This is a genomic window from Capnocytophaga sp. (assembly GCF_030532915.1).
Lineage (GTDB): Bacteria > Bacteroidota > Bacteroidia > Flavobacteriales > Flavobacteriaceae > Capnocytophaga.
Genome location: NZ_JAUNKD010000072.1, coordinates 1 through 2,761, shown reverse-complemented (window position 1 = coordinate 2,761; position 2,761 = coordinate 1). Strand labels below are relative to the sequence as shown.

At 41.9% G+C, this 2,761-nt stretch carries 3 protein-coding genes; all 3 read left to right on the top strand.

Annotated features, from left to right (window positions below):
* Positions 1–30: 30 nt before the first annotated feature.
* Positions 31–831 (top strand): hypothetical protein, encoded by an 801-nt coding sequence (locus Q4D72_RS12085; protein WP_303078189.1) that lies wholly within the window; start codon positions 31–33, stop codon positions 829–831.
* Positions 832–1,069: 238 nt separating this feature from the next.
* The gene (locus tag Q4D72_RS12080) at positions 1,070–1,663 is read left to right on the top strand and encodes a transposase (protein ID WP_303078188.1); all 594 of its coding nucleotides are present in this window, start codon (positions 1,070–1,072) and stop codon (positions 1,661–1,663) included.
* 182 nt (positions 1,664–1,845) lie between these two features.
* On the top strand, positions 1,846–2,761 hold a 916-nt coding region (locus Q4D72_RS12075; protein ID WP_303078186.1), incomplete at its 3' end, for a phospho-N-acetylmuramoyl-pentapeptide-transferase.

The following is a 2,761-nucleotide window of genomic DNA, read 5'->3' as shown; positions in this document are numbered from 1 at the left end:
AACAAATACATAGCAAATTATTTATAAAATATGAAAATCAAATTAATGCTAATTATGACGTTACTTTACGGAAGCGGTTTGGCTCAGAATATTACGGATACTGTATTTCAGAACGTTATCCGAATAGATAGACCTTATTTATTTCAGCAGGAGAATAATGGGCATCCGCGTAATAAAAATAATAATATGTTGATAGACATTGCCGTTCCGTCATCGCATAAAAAACCTGTGATTTTTGTTGTTCCTAACATTCCGTTGAAGCGATTGCAACACATTTATCCTGAGTTTTCGGAAATAATTCTCATTACGCCCAATTACGAACTTTATAAGAAGATGAGTCCGTCACGAGGCGAACCCTCTGCCAGTTCGGTTTTGTATCACATTCAACGAGAGAAAGGGACAATGAAAATAGATAGTTTGGTCATAAAAAACGGATTTCCAAAGATGAATTATTACGAAAATCCGTTGGAAGGAGATTACACCGAAGATTTTGAATATCACCAGCAAGAAAAGGGAAAAATAAAAGTTTTCCATCAGGATAGAGATTTTTTAGAGCCTCAAAACGAGGTGATTCCACTGAAAGAATCCATAGCCGAATACGAGAAAAAGTTTAATAAAAAGATACATTATCATCAGGTTTTTAACCAAAAACATCGTTTCTTTGAGAATTATTACACTTTGGAAGGCTTGACCAAAGAAGAAAAACTGACGTTTATCCTGCACAGACAATGGGCAACCATACCCAATAAAAGTACCAAATATATTATTTTTTCGCCTATATTGGTTGCGCCTTATTGGGTAAAAACAGACAAAACTTTTGTGAAAAGATGATGATAAGGTTGTAAAGATTACCCAAACAACGCCGAATAATGTAAGGGCGAATTGCAATTGCTTCGCCAGTTCGCTATGCTCGGGTCGCCCTTACTATGTTCCCTATGTGGTTCAAAAACGCAATGCTCGGGCAAAAAATATTTTGCCCCTACAACCCACCAAACAACAAAAATGCACCCATAGAAACAATTACAATTCCCCGAAAAAATGTATTTTTGTCGCGGAAAACAAATCGGTAGTGGAAAAATACAATCCTGAAATTCATAAAAGGCGTTCGGTGCGGCTTAAAGATTTTGATTACAGCCGTGAAGGGCTCTATTTCATTACGATATGTTGCCAAAACAAAGAATATTTTTTCGGCGAAATCACAAACGAAAAAATGATTTTAAATGAAATCGGACAAATCGTTTATACCGAATGGATAAACACCGAAAAGGTTCGTCCGAATGTTAAATTACATACGTTTGTGGTGATGCCCAACCATTTTCACGCCATTGTTGAAATTGTTCAACAGCGTAGGGGCGTATTGCATACGCCCAATAACGGTGAAATCAATGATGAAAAGGCTGTGCCGCATACGCCCAATGGTGGCAAAATTGATGATGGCAATGTGGAAAAGGGCGTATGCAATACGCCCCTACAATCGCCGTCGCAAACGTTGGGGGCAATCGTGCGTGGATATAAATCAGCCGTATCCAAAAAAATCGGTTTTTCGGTTTGGCAACGCAATTACCACGAACACATTATCCGAAATCAGGAAGCCTATTTTAAGATTCATCAATATATCGAAAACAATCCCGCCAAATGGGAGGAGGATTGTTTTTATTTGTAATATGTGGGCTTGGTAGGGGCGTATTGCATACGCCCAATATAAAATCGAACAGGTGTAAACGGTTGTTTATACCCAAACAAAAACAACAAATGGGCGTATGCAATACGCCCCTACACTGAAACACAAACAAATGGGCGATTTTTTTTGCCCCCACAACGTATCAAACAAAAAAACACTAAAAAATGTTATATTATTTATTCGATTATTTAGACAAACACACCGATTTCCCCGGGGCGGGCGTGTTCCAATACCTCTCGTTTCGGGCGGGAATGGCGGCTATTTTGTCGCTGCTCATTGCTACGATTTTCGGAAAGAAAATCATCCGCAAACTGTACGCCTTGCAGGTGGGTGAGACCGTCCGCGATTTAGGATTACAAGGACAAAACGAAAAGGCAGGCACCCCGACGATGGGCGGCATCATCATCATCTTGGCAACGCTCGTGCCGGTGTTGTTGTTTGCCGATTTGGCGAACGTTTACATCATCTTGCTGGTGGTTTCGATGGTTTGGATGGGAATTATCGGCTTTGCGGACGATTACATCAAGGTCTTCCGAAAGAATAAAGACGGACTCAAAGGCAGGTTCAAGGTCTTGGGGCAGGTCGGGCTCGGGCTCTTCGTCGGGGCGATGCTCTATTTCAATCCGAATGTAACCGTAAAGAACGAAAGCATCAAAGCCGCTTCCGTAACCGAAGTGCAAACGCAAATGGAAGAGGTCAAATCCACCAAAACCACCATTCCGTTTCTGAAAAACAATGAGTTCGACTACGCACAGCTCATCGCGTGGGCGGGCGAAGGCAGTAAGGACTGGGTTTGGCTGGTCTTTATCCCGATGGTGATTCTCATCGTTACGGCGGTGTCCAACGGAGCCAATTTAACCGACGGCATCGACGGACTGGCAGCCGGAAGTTCCGCCATTATTGTGCTCACGCTCGGTATTTTTGCCTGGGTGTCCGGAAATATCATCTTCTCGCAGTATCTGAATATAATGTACATTCCCCGCGTGGGCGAAATGACCATTTTTATAGCCGCTTTTGCCGGTGCGCTCATCGGATTTTTGTGGTATAACACCTATCCCGCTCAGGTTTTTATGGGCGATA

What these genes read in the sequence shown, in the direction of transcription:
- Q4D72_RS12085 (WP_303078189.1), top strand. Translation starts at nt 31, where the DNA reads ATGAAAATCAAATTAATGCTAATTATGACGTTACTTTACGGAAGCGGT.